13 protein-coding genes and 2 pseudogenes are annotated in these 17,627 nt (G+C 51.8%); 14 read left to right on the plus strand and 1 reads right to left on the minus strand.

Features of this window, described 5'->3' with window-relative positions; translation table 11 throughout:
• Positions 1 to 216: 216 nt before the first annotated feature.
• Positions 217 to 708: pseudogene (locus HW447_RS12785) on the minus strand (lysine--tRNA ligase); the annotation flags it as partial.
• A gap of 380 nt (positions 709 to 1,088) precedes the next feature.
• Here HW447_RS12785 and HW447_RS12790 point away from each other — a divergent pair.
• From HW447_RS12790 to HW447_RS12855, 14 genes and pseudogenes are all read left to right on the plus strand, one after another.
• Positions 1,089 to 2,225 (plus strand): MarR family transcriptional regulator, encoded by a 1,137-nt coding sequence (locus HW447_RS12790; protein ID WP_024729884.1) that lies wholly within the window; start codon positions 1,089 to 1,091, stop codon positions 2,223 to 2,225.
• A gap of 16 nt (positions 2,226 to 2,241) precedes the next feature.
• A complete protein-coding gene (locus HW447_RS12795) occupies positions 2,242 to 2,793 on the plus strand; it encodes a hypothetical protein (protein ID WP_009258068.1) in 552 nt (183 codons plus the stop codon).
• A 333-nt stretch (positions 2,794 to 3,126) separates the two neighbouring features.
• Positions 3,127 to 3,438 (plus strand): fimbrial protein, encoded by a 312-nt coding sequence (locus HW447_RS12800; protein ID WP_227123557.1) that lies wholly within the window; start codon positions 3,127 to 3,129, stop codon positions 3,436 to 3,438.
• 40 nt (positions 3,439 to 3,478) lie between these two features.
• Positions 3,479 to 4,189: a hypothetical protein gene (locus HW447_RS12805; protein ID WP_009258066.1), complete on the plus strand. Its 711-nt coding sequence runs from the start codon at positions 3,479 to 3,481 to the stop codon at positions 4,187 to 4,189.
• Positions 4,190 to 4,200: 11 nt separating this feature from the next.
• Positions 4,201 to 5,193 (plus strand): hypothetical protein, encoded by a 993-nt coding sequence (locus HW447_RS12810; RefSeq protein WP_024729883.1) that lies wholly within the window; start codon positions 4,201 to 4,203, stop codon positions 5,191 to 5,193.
• Positions 5,193 to 6,569: a C39 family peptidase gene (locus HW447_RS12815; RefSeq protein ID WP_024729882.1), complete on the plus strand. Its 1,377-nt coding sequence runs from the start codon at positions 5,193 to 5,195 to the stop codon at positions 6,567 to 6,569. Before HW447_RS12810 ends, HW447_RS12815 begins: the two co-directional genes overlap by 1 nt.
• Positions 6,570 to 6,605: 36 nt before the next feature.
• The gene (locus tag HW447_RS12820; RefSeq protein WP_024729881.1) at positions 6,606 to 9,653 is read left to right on the plus strand and encodes a PrgI family protein; all 3,048 of its coding nucleotides are present in this window, start codon (positions 6,606 to 6,608) and stop codon (positions 9,651 to 9,653) included.
• A gap of 285 nt (positions 9,654 to 9,938) precedes the next feature.
• Positions 9,939 to 10,685: pseudogene (locus tag HW447_RS12825) on the plus strand (radical SAM protein); the annotation flags it as partial.
• A gap of 150 nt (positions 10,686 to 10,835) precedes the next feature.
• The gene (locus tag HW447_RS12830) at positions 10,836 to 11,363 is read left to right on the plus strand and encodes a DUF5697 family protein (RefSeq protein ID WP_024729879.1); all 528 of its coding nucleotides are present in this window, start codon (positions 10,836 to 10,838) and stop codon (positions 11,361 to 11,363) included.
• Positions 11,364 to 12,026, plus strand: a complete 663-nt coding sequence (locus HW447_RS12835) for a DUF6100 family protein (protein WP_024729878.1) — start codon at positions 11,364 to 11,366, stop codon at positions 12,024 to 12,026.
• Between the two features lie 285 nt (positions 12,027 to 12,311).
• Positions 12,312 to 13,298 carry a hypothetical protein gene (locus HW447_RS12840; protein ID WP_243176301.1) on the plus strand — a complete coding sequence of 329 codons (987 nt, stop codon included), beginning with the start codon at positions 12,312 to 12,314 and terminating at the stop codon, positions 13,296 to 13,298.
• Between the two features lie 11 nt (positions 13,299 to 13,309).
• Positions 13,310 to 15,232 (plus strand): VirD4-like conjugal transfer protein, CD1115 family, encoded by a 1,923-nt coding sequence (locus HW447_RS12845; protein WP_349146680.1) that lies wholly within the window; start codon positions 13,310 to 13,312, stop codon positions 15,230 to 15,232.
• A 174-nt stretch (positions 15,233 to 15,406) separates the two neighbouring features.
• Positions 15,407 to 16,852 carry a S1 RNA-binding domain-containing protein gene (locus HW447_RS12850; protein ID WP_330589210.1) on the plus strand — a complete coding sequence of 482 codons (1,446 nt, stop codon included), beginning with the start codon at positions 15,407 to 15,409 and terminating at the stop codon, positions 16,850 to 16,852.
• Between the two features lie 267 nt (positions 16,853 to 17,119).
• Positions 17,120 to 17,584, plus strand: coding sequence for a DUF4320 family protein (locus HW447_RS12855; protein WP_024729875.1), 465 nt, complete (start codon positions 17,120 to 17,122; stop codon positions 17,582 to 17,584).
• The last annotated feature ends 43 nt before the right edge of the window (positions 17,585 to 17,627 follow it).

Consider the following 17,627-nt stretch of genomic DNA (forward strand, 5'->3'; position numbering starts at 1 on the left):
TACTCAACCACAGCGGACATTGTTAATGAATAAAAAAGGGCACTCTCTGAAAGATTTTTCTTTCAAAAAGTGCCCTCAACAATCCATATTGTTGGAGTAGTTTTACTGACAACTTATCACCATTCTTCATGATGATTCATGTTGGAATACAAATTTGTTGTCAAATTGTTGTCAAAGAAAATTTTTGTTGTCAAATCGTGAAGATTTTTTACTCTATTAGTACAACTTCGCTCCTGCCGGAATCTTGTCATCAAGGATCAAAACATTGAGCCCTTCTCTTCCTTCTACAAGGTGTGTAGCAGAAATGATCATACCGCAGGAATCAATTCCCATCATCTTACGTGGCGGAAGATTTGTGATTGCAAGTAATGTCTTTCCAACCAGTTCTTCCGGCTCGTAATAATCGTGAATACCGCTTAAAATCACGCGATCTTCTCCACTTCCGTCATCCAGAACGAATTTCAAAAGCTTCTTAGACTTCGGAACTGCTTCACATTCTTTCACCTTTACAGCTCTGAAATCAGACTTGCTGAATGTGTCAAAATCAACCATATCTTTGAATAATGGTTCCACTTCTACGTTAGAGAAATCATAGGTTTCTTTCACTTCAGCGATTGCTTTTTCCACTGTTTTTTCAACTGTAGCAGACTGTGCAGCGTTGTTAGCTTCGTTCTTTGCAGCTCCCATGCTCTTCATCGTGGGGAACACCCCTCCGGTCTCTTCATCCGGTTTCATCACGCCTTGCAGAGCTTGAAAAGTGGCATTCTCACATGGTTTTTCTAACTTTTTGGATTCCATAGGATGTCCTCCTGTGCCGTCTGGTTTGAGGCAAAAGTTGTAGAAAAGTTGTAGAAAGTTGTATTGGCACAAAATCGGCTTGAAATTGGCACAGCAATAGGCTTCATCGGCCTACAAGCGACCACAATATAAAATTGCTCGGCTGTAATAAGGTCTGTATAAACTCTACATATTATTTCAAGCAGATCCATACAGAAACAAGTATAGCATAAGCTTTGTAGATGTTCAAGTCAACGATTTTTTAACCCTGATACCGAATTTCATACCTTATATATAAAAAGGAGTACACCATGCCAGAATATCAATTGCAAATCAAACAGGTCGTGGATTACCCACGATGCCGGATTTATCGGCAATTCGTCCATCGGCTGATGGCAGACCGGAGCATTCGCGCAAGCGGAGGCTCTGGTCTTTTTTATTTTACCGTGCTTTGCAGCTACGCAAACTTCCGCACTTCATACCGCCGGATAGATGGTATTAGCTATACCATCTATCCGGGCGAATGGGTCTGCACACTCAAGGAAGTGTCCCAATGGTTTCGCACACGGTTTCAATGCCAGGCGTTGACAGTGCTGGAACAACTGCAGAAACAGCACTTTATCACTTTTCAGACACTGGATCGCGGCAATGTGATCCGCTATAAAATTTGCGACTGGGCGCGGCATAACACGGTGCTTGAATATAATGCTCCCTGCCAAAAGGATACCGGCTTTTTCTTTCTACCCGTTTCCGTTGTCACAGATCTCATCAGCACAAGCCGATGCTCCGAAATGGATATTATTCTGGACCTCTGGGTTTCAGCCGTCTACAACGATAATCAGGTACAGGGGTCAGACCTGGGGCCAGTAGTCTATTTCCGCAACGGCACCGGCAATCCTCTTGTTGCCTACACTGAACTGGCTGTCCGCTGGGGGTTGTCCCGGGCGACAGTCGGCCGCGTCCTCAAAAAGCTGGCCGCGCTGGACTATATCTCCCTTATGTCCTTCCCGGGCCGACACGGCAGCGTGGTCTATTTGAAAAATTACCTGTCCACCATGTTTGAAATATCGGATGTTATGGTGGACAAAGAGGAGGTCGCTATGACGCTCAACATCCGTTTGGAACTCCCCGATGAATCAGGCTCCAGCCAAAACACACCAAGTATAGAGCATGAGGTTATCGTTTCAAACGAACTCAATAGCGTTTCAAAATCGCACATTGAAATTATCATCCAAAAGATGGCTCAAATCCTGATGGCACAAGGGATTTCGTGCTTTGGTTGCCCCCTCTCCCGCTATAAGTTATATCCCTTATCGGGTGACTGCCGGGAAGATTTACTACCCCGCGTGCGGGAACAGTCAACGCTCTGTTTTGGCCTGTCTATTCTGTGCGGGAACAGACAGGTCACCACTTTTGAACTTACACTCTCTCCCATCGCGGAGAATTGAACAAGGAGGTCTTACCATGAAAAAATTTGTTGAAAAAGATGTCGCAGAAAACCCGCTGTACCATGATACATGGAAACTGTTGAAAAAATACCGCGATGTGGTGTGGAGCCTGGAGATTTCTGTCCAGCATGTGCGGTCCAAGTTTGAGATCGAATACGGCACATCCATCGAGGAATTTCTGGATTCCATCTATCTGGCCGGCGCCGATCTGAATGGGAGCGATATTGAACACCATGCCAAGTGCATTGAGCGCAGCCACAAGATGCTGAAACTTTTGGATTCAGCAGTCGAATTGCTTCGTACCCGCCACAAGAACGGCGAGGCCTATTACTGGCTGCTTTACTACTCCTTCCTCTCCCCGCAGCAACTCAAAAATGTGGAGGAGATCATCGAGAATTTGCGTCCGCATATCCGGGACATCTCATTCCGTACTTACTACCGCAGGCGCAGGGAAGCCATTGACGCACTCAGTTCCGTACTATGGGGGTACACCTCCAAAGACAGTTTGGATATGCTGGAACAGTTCTTTCCAGCGCCAAAACCAGATGAAAAGGCCAAGGGCAAATAATTGGCAGAATACGGGAATGAAATTGGCGCATTCCTGCCCTTGAGCCGTAAATCCTGGTGTGCTAAACTGAATATGCTCAAACTTGCACCCAAAACTGAATGCAGGCAGTGAACGGCACCTTTTTCAAGGTGCTTTTTTGCTGCCCTAATAATCGGCCGATTGGGGAGGGAGCCCGCATCTATTACAAGAGCTGCGGGCTCCTCTTTTGTTTGAGTCCCGCATATTACATTTGGACTGGAGGTCCGAAAATTGAAAAAACGCAAGATTCCTCACCAAAAGCGAAACGGCGATACCAGCCCTCCGCGCCGTTTTTCCATTGGCAGAATCGCTTATATGGCGTTTCTGTGTCCCACCGTCTCATTGATGTTCAGCCAGCCGGCCTTTGCCGCAACCGATGTTTGGACAAAGGCCACAGAAATCATGCAGGATGTCTACACGCAGATCCTCGCTATCTCCACGATTGCGGCCATTGTGACCGCTTCGGTAGCATTGCTGCTCATGAATTTCTCCCGTTCTGGTAAAACGGTGGATGAAAGCAGAGCTTGGCTCAAACGAATTGTTATCACCTGGGCCATCTTAAACAGTCTGGGCTTTATCATGTCCTATATCGTCCCCTTCTTTGAGGGTGGTCAGTGGGCAGGTTGATCGGCATCACATTGATACCCGACGAAAGGAGGCATGACCTATGGGTATTCTGGACGGCATTGTTGAATGGATTGCAGAGCAGGTCATGGCGGGCCTTGACTTGATAACCACCTCGGTTTTGGGGGCACTGGGCTGCGATATGGCGGTATTTCTGCGCTACTTTCCCGCAGCCGAAACGATGTACAGCGTTTTTGTCGCACTGGGCATCGGTATCATTCTCCTCAACTGGGTGTGGCAGCTGTTCAAGAACTTTGGCCTGGGAGCCGGTATTGAAGCGGAAGACCCGCTCAAATTGAGCATCCGATCCGTCATTTTTATTCTTTTGGCGTTCTTCTCCAATGAGATTGTCAGCATGATCCTGACCATCGGCGGCACACCGTACAACTGGATTATGGATTCGGAGCTGCCGGCACTCAGTTTTGCAGATTTCAACTCTGTCATGCTGGTCATCATCGGGGTGTGCGCCAATGGGGCTGTGGCCCTTATCACTCTGATATTAGTCATCATTCTGGCGTGGAACTACCTGAAGTTGCTGCTGGAAGCGGCAGAGCGATATGTATTGCTCGGCGTGCTGGTCTATACGGCTCCAGTAGCCTTTTCCATGGGGGCAAGCCAGACAACATCAAACATCTGGAAATCCTGGTGCCGGATGCTGGGCGGTCAGATTTTTCTTCTGCTGATGAACGCCTGGTGCCTGCGCCTGTTCACGAGCATGGTTGGTTCGTTTATCTCCAACCCGCTCTCTTTGTAAGGAGGGCCATTTTGAAAAGACTCAAGAAAATTTTGTTCCTTGCGCTGATGGTCACAGCCCTCTCCTGCCTGTTCTGCCAGCCTGCTTTCGCTATTTCGGAGGAAGAAGTTCAGGCACAAGTGGACGCCGTAGGCAAGGAGGCCGTTTCGGGGAATGTGCTGATCTGGTTTATGTGCGCAATCGGATTCCTTAAAGTATCACAGAAGATCGATTCTTTTATGGCGAGTCTGGGCGTCAATGTCGGCCATACCGGCGGCAGTATGCTGGCGGAGGCTATGATTGCGGCCAGAGGATTCAGCGGATTTAAGAGCTTTGCCAGCAATCACTTTGCGGGCGGCCGCAGCAGCCATTCCTCCCATGTCAATGCAAGCGGTGGCGGAAAAGGCGGCGCTGGATTCGGCGCTGGTTTTGCCAGCGGCGGTTTGGCTGGTGTGATTAAAAGGAATGTTACCAACAATGCGGTCAAAACAGCTACAACGCCACCAGATGCCAAACCCTCCGGGTTAAGCGGGTTGGTCGGCGGTGCTGCAGGCGGCATCGGCGGACATATCTACGCTTCATCCGTAAGCAAGGGAGGCAATTTTGCCAACAATGTCATAGGATCGGTTGCTACCGGGAGTATCACCCAGATGGGAACTATGACCGGGGATAAAGCTGTAGACGCTCTGCATTCCTACATGGGTCATGCGGCATTGGAGCCCGGGGCCGAGAATATTCCCACTTATCAGAATGTGGAGATCGGCGGTGGCCGCATTACCGGCACAGAAGTCACTCCGGAACATCCAGAAGGCATCGCTTTTGGTATGTATCATGCAGACCAGTATGTGGCGCCGGAAGGCCAGTACACAACCGTTCACGCCGTAGATGGTACCGCCTGGTATAAGCAGTATGCTGCGGATGCGGTTGAAAAATCTCCCTATATGGCACCGGACGGCTCGATTGCCTATCACGAATCCATCGTGAAGAAACTGCCGCCTACTCCCAAAAGAAAGGACAAACTATAATGGCTGAAGAACAAAAAAACAGCTCCGCCGAAACAGTAGATGCTGCGACCTCTGCCGCACATACGGTCAAAGGCGCTATCAAAGCTGGCAAGGCCATCTCTGGAGCCGCAAAAGGTGCTGCCGCCGGCGGCCACTATGGGGCTGTGGCTGGGGCCGTCTGGGCCGGCCGAAAGCACATCGGCAAAATCATTGCTATCATTGCGATTCTGCTTTTGCTGCCTGTCCTTTTCCTCTTGATGCTGCCCGGCTTGATTTTTGGCGGGCTGGTCAATGCCTTTTCACCAGCTGATCCTGATACGCCTATCCTCAACAGCGAAACTGCTATCGTGGAAAACGCCAATGACATCACTTTTACCATCAACGCCATCTTGGGTGAGGCCCTGGATGATGTGATCGCCCGCATCGAGGAGGATTTTGCTTCTTCTGGGGCTGACCAGATGGAGATCAAAAATCCCTATTCCTCCGGCCCTGTCTACAACGCCAACCTCATCATCTCGCAGTATTGTGCTGCCCGGGATGAAGACTTTGAGAGCATTTCACTGGATGGCCTGGCCTCTGCCCTGCGAGAGCATAAAGAACATCTTTACTCCTATACCAGCGTACAGGAAAGCCGTGAGGTCACGGCTGAGGACCCGGAAACCGGGGAAGAAATCACAACTACGGAAACTTGGATAGTTTACACCATCCGTTACAATGGTGAGTCATATCTTGCTGATACTGTCTTTGCTCTTACCGATGAACAAAAGGAGCTGGCCGCTGATTATGCCTCCAACCTCAGTTTGTTTCTTGGTGACGGACTTCTGCAAAATCTGGTTGAATGGACCGGCAACAGCATCCCCTCCCTTGGAGATGTGACCTTTACCGACGGCGGGACCCCGGTTGTTTATTACAATCAGTTGGATGAACGCTATGCCAGTCAACCCTATGGCACCGATAACATTGGTGGCTATGGGTGCGGCCCCACCGCCATGGCAATCGTGGTTTCCTCCCTCACGGACGATATGGTGGACCCGGTGGAAATGGCAAAGTGGTCATATGATAATGGCTATTGGTGCAAAAGCAGCGGCTCTTATCACGCATTGATTCCCGCTGCTGCAGAGGAATGGGGGCTTCCGGTATCCGGCTGCACGACTTCCGAGCCCCAGCGGATTCTGGACGCTCTTGCTGACGGCAAGCTGGTTGTGGCAATTATGTCCGAGGGGCATTTCACTTCATCCGGCCATTTCATCGTTCTTCGCGGCGTGAAGGATGGTCAGATCATGGTGGCAGACCCGGCCAGTTATAAGCGCAGTGAACAACTCTGGGATTTATCCATCATCTTAAACGAAGCAAGCCGCCGTGCGGCAGCAGGCGGTCCTTTCTGGATTATTGGCTGACTGTATCGCACCCCGGCATCAGAAACGAGGTAATACATGAGCAACAAGAATGACCATGATATTTATATCATACCGCCGAACTTTATAGAAACAGGCACTTTTTTTGGCGGTATGTTCCGTGCGCGGAATGTGATTGAAGCCGGCATCCTGGCATTTGCCATCGGGACGCCGGTTTTTTTGTTCCTTCCATTTGGATTGACTGCCCGCATTATTGCTTTATGCCTGACTGCGCTCCCGGTGGCATTGGTTGCCCTCATTGGCATTTCAGGAGAAAGCCTATCGCAGTTTCTGGTCACTTTTCTGAAATACCTGCGGAATCGCCGCGTTGTCGGCGGTGACGGTGAACAGCCCTGTGAAAAAGTCGGCAAGCATCTCAAACAGAAGCCTCCAAAGGAGAGAACGCCCAAGGCGTCGAAGCACCGGCGGTCTGGTGAAGCAGATTTCCCAGCTGAGTTTGATGAAGTCCGTGGATATGAGATCCGCGAAAAGCTCCGGCCCAAGAAAAACACCAGGAAGGAACGGCCTGTCAAGGCCAATAAGGCGAAAAAGAAAGCAAAGAAGCGGCCTGAAAAAGAGCGAATGCCTAAACGCCCCGCCCATATCAAGGAGGATAAGCCTCCCTGCGTCAATCCGGTGGCAGACTATCTGCCCATTGAGAAGATCGCCAACGGCATTATCTACACGAAAGACCACCGATTTGTCAAGGTGGTTGAGGTGGTCCCCATCAACTTCATGCTGCGGAGCGCACGGGAACAGAGAAATATTATCTACTCTTTCGTCTCATACCTAAAAATCAGTCCTGTTAAATTGCAGATCAAAGTGCTTACCCGGCGTGCCGACATCAACCGCCACCTGGACACAGTACGCCGTGAAATGGCGCAGGAGGACAATGAACAGTGCCGCTTGATGCAAGAGGACTATTTGGATTTTGTTCAACAGGTCGGCTCCCATGAGGCGGTTACACGACGCTTCTTTTTGATTTTTGAGTATGAGCCTTGGAACAACACACGGCGCTCCGAACAGGAAGATGAGGCAATTCAATCTCTCCAAAGTGCTGTCCACACGGCATCCAATTACCTGCGTCAATGCGGCAACGAGGTCGTTGTCCACGAAAACGAGGACGAATTTACCGTAGATGTTTTCTATAATTTATTGTGCCGAAATGAAAGTGCGGTCAAGCCTCTGTCGGTGCGGGTGCAGGAAGTTGTGACGCAGTATCTCGACAAGGGGCGGGAGGGTGAGATTGACCGCATCCCGGCGGCTGAATTTGCTGCTCCCAAAAGCATCGACTTCACCCATGGACGGTATCTCTGTATAGACGGGCTGTACTATACCTATTTGCTCGTCCCATCAGATGGTTACAAAACCCAGGTGCCCGCGGGCTGGCTGAGTTTAATCGTCAATGCCGGTGATGGTATTGACCTCGATATGTTTCTTTCGCGTCAACCCAAAGAGCGCATTATTCAGCGGGTCGGCCAGCAGCTCCGCATCAACCGGTCAAAAATCAAGGATGCCAGCGACACGAACACGGACTTCGATGATATAGACGGCGCTATTCGGAGCGGCTATTTTCTGAAGGAGGGGCTTGCGAACAATGAGGATTTCTATTATCTCAACCTGTTGATTACTGTGACCGCCCCTTCTGTGGAGGATCTGGAGTGGAAGGCCAGCGAAATAAAAAAGCTCCTGCTTTCGCAGGATATGGATGTCTGCACCTGCCATTTTCGGGAGGAGCAGGCATTTTGTTCTGCCCTCCCGCTGGTTTCCATGGAAAAGGGACTGTTCGAGCGTGGTAAGCGCAACCTGTTGACTGGAGGCGCGGCCAGCTGCTATCCGTTCACTTCGTTTGAGATGTGCGACGACAACGGAATCCTTCTGGGGGTCAACAAATATAACAGTTCCCTCATCATCGTGGATATTTTCAACTCTGCGATTTACAAGAACGCCAATATGGCGATCCTGGGTACCAGCGGCGCAGGCAAGACCTTTACGATGCAGCTCATGGCGTTAAGAATGAGGCGGAAAAACATTCCCGTTTTCATCATTGCGCCGCTGAAAGGGCACGAATTCCACCGTGCCTGTGCCAATGTAGGCGGGGAGTTTATCCAGATTTCCCCGGCCAGCCCGCACTGCATCAATGTGATGGAGATCCGCAAGGTGGATCGGTCTGTCAGCGAGCTTCTGGACGGACCGGGAATCCAGCTCTCCGAACTGGCCGCCAAAATCCAGCAACTCCACATATTCTTCAGTCTGTTGATCCCTGATATGTCTCACGAGGAACGACAGCTGTTGGATGAGGCTCTGATCCGCACCTACAATTCCAAAGGTATCACCCATGACAACGCCTCATTGGAAGACCCGGCCAATCCGGGCTGCTACCGGGAGATGCCGGTGCTGGGCGACTTGTATGAGATTTTGAAGGCCGCCCCGGAAACCACTCGCATGGCCCATATCCTCAACCGTCTGGTGAATGGCTCCGCCAGTACCTTTAACAAGCAGACCAATGTGCGGCTGGATAATAAGTACACCGTACTGGATATTTCCTCGCTTACTGGTGATTTGCTGACTGTGGGGATGTTCGTGGCCCTTGATTTCGTTTGGGACCGCGCCAAAGCTGACCGCACCGAGGAAAAAGCCATTTTTATTGACGAGTGCTGGCAGCTTCTTTCCGGCGCCGGAGCCACCGGCACCCGGCTGGCCGGTGATTTCGTTTTGGAAATTTTCAAGACGATTCGCGGCTTCGGTGGATCAGCGATCTGCGCCAGCCAGGACCTTAACGACTTTTTCAATCTGGACGAAGGCCGTTTCGGGAAAGGCATCATCAACAACAGCAAGACTAAGATCATTCTCAACCTGGAGGATGACGAAGCGGAGCGTGTCCAGGAAACCCTCCATCTCTCTGACGCAGAAACGATGGAGGTCACACACTTTGAGCGCGGCAGCGGTCTGATCTCTACCAATAACAACAATATCATGGTGGAGTTCAAGGCCAGTCCATTGGAAAAGGATCTCATAACCACAGACCGCAGGGAGCTGCGGGAGCTTTTGGAGCGCAAGCGCCAAGAACAAGCTGATTCCGCTTAAAAGGCATTTTCTCTGGGAGGTGCGGAAGCGCCTCCCTTTATTGCGCGGAGTAGTGTAAAGAACATGGTTGGATGCTTTACCAACAGACGGCGGGGCAGTACCGTCCTCCGCAACCATTTAGAATTTTATATGAGGTGAGTCCAATGTATCCGACAATAAAGTAATCAAACAATGAATTTAGAGGTGATATAAAGCGAGTTTAAGAGTTTCTTTAAGCAAGTTGGAGGCAATGAAGGCGACAAATGCAAATATAACACCCGTTTAGATACTTACGGTTGCGGCTGTCAACACAACTGTAACTACTGCTATGCCCGTTCATTGCTTCATTTTCGTGGATTATGGGATTCGGCGCATCCTCGTGTTGCAGATATTGAAAAGGTCCGGCGGAAAATCCGCAGTCTCCCATCCGGCAGCATCATCAGGCTTGGAGGCATGACAGACTGTTTTCAGCCCTGTGAACTTCACTACCGCACTACCTACCAGACCATCCAGGAGATGAATCTGTGCAGGGTAAGCTATCTCATCGTCACGAAGTCTGCACTTCCCGCTGCCCCGGAGTATTTAGAGATCTTGGACAAGGAACTGGCCCATATTCAAATTACCGTGACCTGTCTGGACGATACACAAACCGCCCAATTTGAAAAGGCCAGTCCTCCCAGCCAGCGTATCCGCGCAATTCAGGCTCTGCAAGCGGAAGGGTATGATGTGGCAATCCGATTAAGCCCCATCGTTGAGGAATACATGGATTTCGACAAGCTGAATGATTTGGGAATTGAGCGGTGTGTGGTTGAATTTCTGCGCGTCAATTCGTGGATCAGGCAGTGGTTTCGGGGTGTTGATTTCTCTAAATATACCGTGCGGCAGGGAGGCTACTATCATCTTCCTTTGAAAGAAAAGCAGCGGATCGTGGAAAAAATCCATATTCCGCAGAAGACAATCTGTGAAGATGTAACGGAACACTATCAATTCTGGAGGGATTTTGTAAATCCCAATAAAGAGGATTGCTGTAATCTCCGGAAAACGCATCATTGACAGTTCCAATACGCCTATAAGACGCCTTTTTTTCCTACTATTCTCGAAAAACGCCGGATTGACGCTCTAATGGCGTCTTTCCACAATTCCTATTTAACAATGCGCTTTGAAGGCGTCTGATTGGCGCCTTTAATAAAGGAGGTGAGCCCCATGAAGACCAGGGCTGAAATCTATGGGAACGAGGCTACGGACTTGCTACGGATCGTGACGATGTACCCCGGCCTCTGTGAACACCAGCTTCTTTGTTTTCACCCTGGCAAAGAAGATACTGCAAAGGCCCTGCTCTCTCATTTGGAGAGGCAGGGCCGCATTTTTCAAACAGACGGCGGTGGTTATTTCCTGGCAGGGCAAACACCAAAAACTGACCATGCGCTTGTCCGGGCAGTGTGGGTCCTGCTGGACTTCATCCGGCAGGTAGATTACCACGCTCCGGCTGATTTTCCCGTTAAACTCGTGTTTTTTGCCGACGGTGAATTATATGAGATTGCTTATATTGCCGCCGGGCAGGAGGCACTTGTCTGCCATGCTCTGCGGGGCAACAAAGGGGGAAGCCGCCGTATCATGCTGGTCGATACTCCGGCGCAAATCGCCCAAATCGACTGTCCGGGCATATCCGGATTTTGTACTGTAGACGAGGAAGGCCGGACAAATTATTTCAAGAAAGCAGGAGGCACATGATTGGATCGAAAACTAATATCCCACCGCATTGGAAGCATTCTCGACGATATATCCCGTCTGAGTAATGCGCTGTACGCGCTGGACACCACTGACATCCAGCGTTACCCCGACAACTATGAAACACTTTCCATAGATGCCGCTTTACGGGCAGAGCGGATTGCCTGCCGGCTGCGGCATCTGATTTATTCCAGCACAACCATCCGCAAAGGTGACTATCTCAAATCCGCCGGTGCAACGCACGGCATCACTGTCAACTGCGAGGACAGGGTGCTGGAGGTGACGCTGCCCTGTTTGCTGCCAAAGCGCAAACAGCGGCAAAGCGATGAGTTCCTGTTGGACCCGCTCTATTTTGTCCTTGATCAATACGCAAGAGAACACCCACTTCCGTATTACCGCGATTGCGTTGTCTGTTTCGCCCAGGTCTATGACCGGGCACTTCCCGACAGGCGGATACGCGATTACGATAATTTATCGGAAAAGCAATTACTGGATCTTCTCTCTTCCTTTGTGATGGCTGATGATACGGGCCTGTTGTGCGACGCCTATAACACGGCTGAACTGGGTGACCAGGATTGCACAAAAATCTATATCATGGAGAAGCAGCGTTTTCCGCAATGGCTGACAGAGCATAAAACGAGTCTAAAATCCATCTCGGATTTTTGACCATTTGAGGCCTTCTCCGGCCCGACATTCAGCGAAGCGGCTGAAACGCCCGTTTTTTCGGGCTTTTTTCACTCATGGGAAGGGCCGTTTTTACCGAAGTCCTCAGTCATTACGGTAAAAATCCTGTGCTTTCAAGGGAGGTGACTACTTGGGAAAAGCACCAACTATTTTCCACAGCCGGATACGCTTCCGTTCCGGCTTTTATCGCTGACCGCTATTTCGGGAGAGTTCCCCACCAGCCAGCTCAACCGCCTTCCCGCCAGTCCTTACTACTTGGAGGCGGTCGTGACTGCGCTCAAAAAGGCCGGACTGCTGCGCACCTACTACCGGGACCGGCTCCGGGGCTATCGGCTGGGGATCAAAGCCAAGTCAGTTCTGCTGGACGGATGGCCCGAGCGTTTTACATTCTGCCTTACAGGAGACGCAGAAACCAACCGGCTCAAAAGCGAAGCAAACCGGAGGTTTCGGCTCCACCGCCTCGCGGAAACCTATATCACTATAGGCAATGCCGGGGTACTGCTCTACCCGGATGAAAAGCCGAAGGTCTTTGCCCAGACCGGTTTTGGCGGCGAAGCTGTAACATATCCTGTGTTTTACAGTTCACGCGAAGTCAAGGAATTGGGGGCTGATGCCACCCAGATTCGAAGCTCCCGCTTCGCAGGGGTGCTGCTGGCCCCCACCGGCATCTTTGTGACCTACAATAGCGGGGGCGCTCTGATGAAGTGGCGCTACAAATCCGAACTGCGGGTAAAAACGCTCCTCTGGAACATTCTATGCCAGCAGCGTCTGGCCCAGCAGTACCGTGTCGAGCAGGTACATGGACTGGTATTGGGGGACAGCATGGATCTGGCCTACCAGATACTCACCAGTACCGGCGGGGCCAAGCATGACTACTTCATGCTGGACGGCAGCTACGACCACTTTTATTTCCTAACCAATGACCATCAGGGAGAGGTGATACTGGCGTTACTGTGTGACCCTGTGAAAACCGCGGAACTTGACCGCATTCTGTCACAGGGCCTCTCCGCCGGCAATCCCGGCAGTGCCATGGAGCAGGATGCCGCAGAGCCGGATGGAACGCCGGTGCTATTCGGTTACTTCTGCGATCTGCCCCGGATCGTGCGCTTCAACACCGCCCTCGAACTGATGGAACGCCCCGGTACGCTGATCTGCTTTGATTTTCAAGCAGATGTGCTGCGCCACTATTGCGGTGACCGGGTACACCTGCAAACCATTGACTTTACAAAATTCGAGGGGAGGTTGTTCCCATAAACAAAAAGAAACTGATCATAGGCCTGGCAGCAGCGCCGGCCGCCGTATTTGCGATCCTATACGCAGGTGGTTTCCTGGCACAGCTGTTTGGCAATTACGCGGCGTGGAAACAGGGCGGCGGCATTCCCGGAGACGGAACTTCTCCGGCGATGGCATCGCCCGATTTTTTTACCTGTCTGGCCTCCGTGTTTCGTCCGCCCTACGGAGTGTACGGTGTCCTGATTTGCATCGGCCTGTTGGCAATTCTGCTGCTCATGGTCATGCGCATGGGCTACAGCGATACCGGAGAATATGATTCTGACCGGAATTTCATTTACTCGGCCAAGGGCACCTACGGTACCTCCGGCTGGATGAGCCGCAAGGAGATGGCCGGTGTGTTGGATCTGGTGCCTGACCTGCGCAAGCATAAAGGCGTTGTACTGGGAATGCTGGACAACAAGGCTGTCTGTATTCCTGAAAATCCCCATATCAACGGCAATCTGGCTGTGTATGGCTCCAGCGGCAGCATGAAAACCCGGTCCTTTTGCGTGAATCGCATCCTTCAGGCGGCGGTCCGCGGAGAATCCCTGATCATTTCAGATCCGAAAAGCGAGCTCTACGAAAAATCCAGCGAGTATCTGCGGGATCAGGGGTACTGTGTCAAGGTGTTCAATTTAGTCAATCCGGAAAACTCGGACAGTTGGAACTGCCTTTCCGAAGTGGAGGGGCAGGAACTGATGGCGCAGCTTTTTGTAGATGTCATCATTAAGAACACCATCAACAACGGCAAGGGCGACCATTTCTGGGATTCCTGTGAGATGAACTTGCTGAAAGCCCTCGTCCTCTATGTGGACCAGAGTTATGCTGAACAAAACCGCAATATCGGAGAGGTGTACCGGCTGCTGACTTTAAGCGGCGAGTCCGATTTGGACAGCCTGTTTGAGAACTTGCCGCCCACCCATCCGGCCAAAGCGCCATACAGCTTGTATAAGCAGGCCAGCGATACAGTCCGCAGCGGCGTCATCATCGGCCTCGGCTCCCGTCTGCAGGTGTTCCAGTCGGAGCTGATTAAGAAGATCACCACCCGGGATGAAATTGACTTGGAGCTGCCCGGCCAGGAGCGGTGCGCCTACTTCCTTGTTACCAGCGACCAGGATAGCACCTTTGACTTTCTGGCAAGCCTGTTCCTGTCCTTCTGCTTCATCAAGCTGGTGCGGTATGCAGACAAGAACTGCGAAGGAGGCAAACTGCCGGTACCGGTGCATGTCCTGGGTGAAGAATTAACAGCCTGCGGCACCATTCCAGACCTCTCCCGCCGGTTAAGCGTCATTCGTTCAAGAAATATCTCTATGAGCTGTGTGTTTCAGAACTTGGCGGGCTTGCAGAATCGGTATCCTCTCAATCTCTGGCAGGAAATTCTGGGCAACTGCGACGCGCAGTTGTTCCTGGGCTGCACAGATGAATTGACGGCAGAGTTTATTTCTTCCCGCACGGGACTGGCTTCTGTGTCGGTATCCAGCAAATCCAAGCAGCTGGGTACCTGGCGTATCTCCAACTACACGCCGGAATACCGGGAAACCTCTGGTGTCGGCAAGCGTCCTGTCCTCACCCCGGACGAAGTTCTGCGGCTGCCTATCAAGCAGGCGCTGGTCATCATCCGGGGGCAAAAAGTTCTCAAGGTAGACAAAATGGACTATTCCAAACATCCGGAGGCATCCAAGCTCCGTTCCTGCAAGGCATCCGCCCACATCCCCGAATGGCGCAGGCTGGAACAGGAGCAATCGAAGCCCTCTGCGGCACAGCCAAAGCCGCAGGCCCCCGCGCCTAAAAAGCCAGTGAAGAAAAAGCCGAAAGCGGCCAGCACATCTACCGGCACCAAGCAGACCGCAGCCGTTCCAACCGCAGAGGCTCCGAATGGCATCATCACGACAGATAAGGACTCGATCCTTTCTTAATACAAAACATAGGAGGTTAATTTTATGGCAACCAAGAAAAAAGTATTGCTGGAGCAGGAAACTCCTGTTCCTGAAAACACCGCCCCCGCGGACGGTACCATTTCTTCCGCTGGCCCCCCGGCTGATGCGGCGGCGCCGCCTGACAGTGACGATTTGAGTGCGCTGCTGGCCTCTATGGATCAGACCAATGACAGCGCCTCTACAGATCAGCCTGATGGCGACGCCACTTTGGAAGGCTCTGACCCTCCCCTTGAGTTTATGGAAACGGAGGCGTCTGATGAGGCTGCCCCCGAGGATGACGGCACGGCCTCTGGCGCCCCTTCCGATTCGGATGAGCCTGCCGGATCGGCGGCCGGTGAGGATGGCGACGGTGAGGAAGAGACTCCTTCCAATTTGTCTGCTGAAGGTGCAGATGGCACCCCAGCGGAGATGGTTTCCGAAACTGCTGTGGAGCCGGCTCCCTCCAAGACCAAGCGGGCCCCCCGGCGGAAAAAGGCGGCGCCTGTGGAAGATCCCGTACATGGCGAGAATGAGGACTCTGCGGAGGCTCCGGCCGCTGAAGAGCAGGCTGTGGAATCTTCCGCCTCTGTTGAGAATACGGCGCCGCCTGATGAGGGAGAAACACCCATTTCAGAGGATACCGCTCCCCAAGAGGAGGCGCCGGTAGATACTGCGTCTGCTCTGCGCCGGACCGCCGTAACACACCGCAGTGACGCCTCTATCCTGACCATCCGTAGTCGTGAAGAGGTGGAAACACAGGAAGACCGCGAGGATGTCATTTGGCACGAGATCCACAACGCCTACCGCACCCGCCGCATCCTCACAGGTCAGCTGGGCGGCATTGAGCAGCTGGACAACCGCAAAACTGTGGCCGTAGTGGATTACAAGGGCTTCCGCATCATTATCCCCATCAAGGAGATGATGATCAATCTGGGCCGCAGCCCTTCCGGTCAGGAGTACGCTGACCTGATGCTGCGTCAAAACAAGATTTTAGGGAATATGCTGGGGGCGGACATTGACTTTGTGGTGCGCGGCATCGACTCCAAGACCCGCAGCGTTGTCGCAAGCCGCCGTGAGGCTATGATGCGGAAGCGTCAGACCTTTTATTTCGATTTGGACGCCGAGGGGAAGTACCGCATCTACGAGGGGCGTATTGTTCAGGCCCGGGTCATCGCTGTTGCGGAGAAGGTCATCCGCGTCGAGGTATTCGGCGTTGAAACCTCAATTCTGGCCCGTGATTTGGCTTGGGACTGGATCGGCGATGCCCACGAGCGTTTCTCCGTGGGCGATGAAGTGCTGGTCCGCATTCTCAATGTGCGGCGCAACAGCCTTGAAGACCTCGGAATCCGTGCTGACATCAAGAGCACATCTGAAAATACCGACCGGGACAATCTCCAGAAGTGCCGAATCCAGGGTAAATACGCCGGAAAAGTGACCGATGTACACAAGGGTGTGGTTTATGTCCGGCTTGCCAATGGCGTCAATGCGGTAGCTCATTCCTGCTATGACTACCGGATGCCCGGAAAGAAGGATGATGTATCCTTTGCCGTCACCCATTTGGATGTGGAGCGCGGCATCGCTCTTGGAATCATCACCCGGATCATCCGGCAGAATCTGTAAACCGAAAACCGCCTGGGAAGTATCAAATAACTGCTTCTCGGGCGGTTATTTTATTATTTCAGCTACTTCATAGCCATGCAGCCAATCCTGCCCCGGCATCCGCTATGTTTTGCAATCACTTCTGTAAATTGGCACAGGATTGTCCCTACATTGGCACAGCCTTGCCCTTGAGCCGCAAATCCATATCTGTTATACTTGGTACAGTCAAAAATTTGTAATGCAGCCGCTCCGGCCGGGAGCGGCTGTTTTTATTTCTGAGTAAAGGTGGTGGTTTTTATCCATAGCATACTGCAAAAGCTCCGCAGGGCATTAAAAAATGAGCGGGGTGAGGCCAACTACTTTTCCACGGTAGTGTTTATCTTCATTGCCGTTGTTTTGCTGGCCTTTATCATCGACCTGTTCGGCATCATCTCTACAAAACAGGAGCTGGACCATGCAGCCGATCAGATGGTCAAGCAGATCCAGTTGTCCGGCGGCATCAACAGCGAGACGGATGCCCTCTTTGATTTCCTCTGTTCGGAGATCGAGGGAGCCGACAATATCACCTATTCGATTGACGCCACATATAAATCTCCCACACCTTCCGGGATGTCCCGGGCCATCCAGCTGGGGACACCTTTCTATATCACCATTGAGGGGGATGCCAAGCTGGGCGGCTTCTGGAATCTGGATCTGGTCAACATCACGGTGGTGGCCCGCGGCTCCGGCGTCAGCGAACATTACTGGAAGTGAGGTGGCCTATGAAGCGTTTTTTCTCACGGCTGCATCGGCCGCT

The organism is Enterocloster alcoholdehydrogenati (genome assembly GCF_013282095.1).
Classification (GTDB): Bacteria; Bacillota; Clostridia; order Lachnospirales; family Lachnospiraceae; genus Enterocloster; species Enterocloster alcoholdehydrogenati.